2 protein-coding genes and 1 pseudogene (1 of these 3 only partly in view) are annotated in these 790 nt (G+C 51.4%); 2 read left to right on the forward strand and 1 reads right to left on the reverse strand.

Features of this window, described 5'->3' with window-relative positions; genetic code table 11:
- The coding region annotated (locus JRG72_11760; GenBank protein ID MBW2135878.1) for a DUF4981 domain-containing protein crosses the window boundary (this coding region is incomplete at its 5' end): on the forward strand, positions 1 to 111 show 111 of its 2,671 nt. The annotated region extends 2,560 nt beyond the left edge of the window.
- Positions 1 to 460 (forward strand): annotated as a pseudogene (locus tag JRG72_11765) (beta-galactosidase). The gene JRG72_11760 and the pseudogene JRG72_11765, both read left to right, overlap by 111 nt.
- On the opposite strand, the gene JRG72_11770 reads toward JRG72_11765, so the two are convergent.
- Positions 435 to 641: a hypothetical protein gene (locus tag JRG72_11770; protein ID MBW2135879.1), complete on the reverse strand. Its 207-nt coding sequence runs from the start codon at positions 639 to 641 to the stop codon at positions 435 to 437. The pseudogene JRG72_11765 and the gene JRG72_11770 overlap by 26 nt on opposite strands.
- Positions 642 to 790: the final 149 nt, after the last annotated feature.

Consider the following 790-nt stretch of genomic DNA (forward strand, 5'->3'; position numbering starts at 1 on the left):
GCCCCACGAAAATTACTGGGATCGGAAGACCAGCGCCTTTGTTGGCCACTACCGAAGCACAGTCACCGACCAGTTTGTTCCCTACGTCAGTCCCCAGGAAAACGGCTATAAAACTGATGTCCGCTGGGTGGCACTTTATAATGGCGAAGGACAAGGCCTTTTTATTCAAGGACTACCTCTTCTCTGCTTCTCGGCCCTTCACTATACCATCGAGGATTTGACCCAGTCCCAACGAGGCACCCGACACACCGTTGACCTTCAACCACGCTCGTTGGTTGAATTAAACATTGATTACCGGCAAACAGGAGTGGGTGGTAATAACTCCTGGGGTGCCTTGCCGCTTGATAAATATATCCTCTGGCCGCGCGAATACACCTACACCTTCCGCCTGCGGCCGCTAGATGACCCGGCACAGTTACCCAAGTTAAGCAAAGTTAAATTCCAAACGCCGAAAAAATAGCCCGGCAAGAGATGTTCCCAGAAAAAATTCTTATAAAAAAGATGCGTCTTAAAGAAACCGTGCCTCCCATTTTCAGGGTAATGCTGGTCGCCTTGATAACCAGCACTTTAGCGATGATCCCCGGATGCTCGGGCAAAAAAGATGTGGCCGTTTCTTTTAGCTGGAGCGCCCCTTCATCCATCAGCCGCCCCTGGGTTGGACCTGATTTCTGGGCCAATCCAGGGGCGGCTGACTGGTCCAACCAGACCTGGATGAAAGTGGTGCTTTCCCAGACAATTTTTGCCAACCTGGCCACTCTCCCCAAGGGGGCAAAAAACTCGAAATCCAGCT

It is taken from the genome of Deltaproteobacteria bacterium, assembly GCA_019309545.1.
Classification (GTDB): domain Bacteria; phylum Desulfobacterota; class Desulfobaccia; order Desulfobaccales; family Desulfobaccaceae; genus Desulfobacca_B.

Excerpts from the sequence above, each read along its gene's own strand:
- JRG72_11770 (MBW2135879.1), bottom strand. The coding sequence starts at position 641 with ATGGATGAAGGGGCGCTCCAGCTAAAAGAAACGGCCACATCTTTTTTG.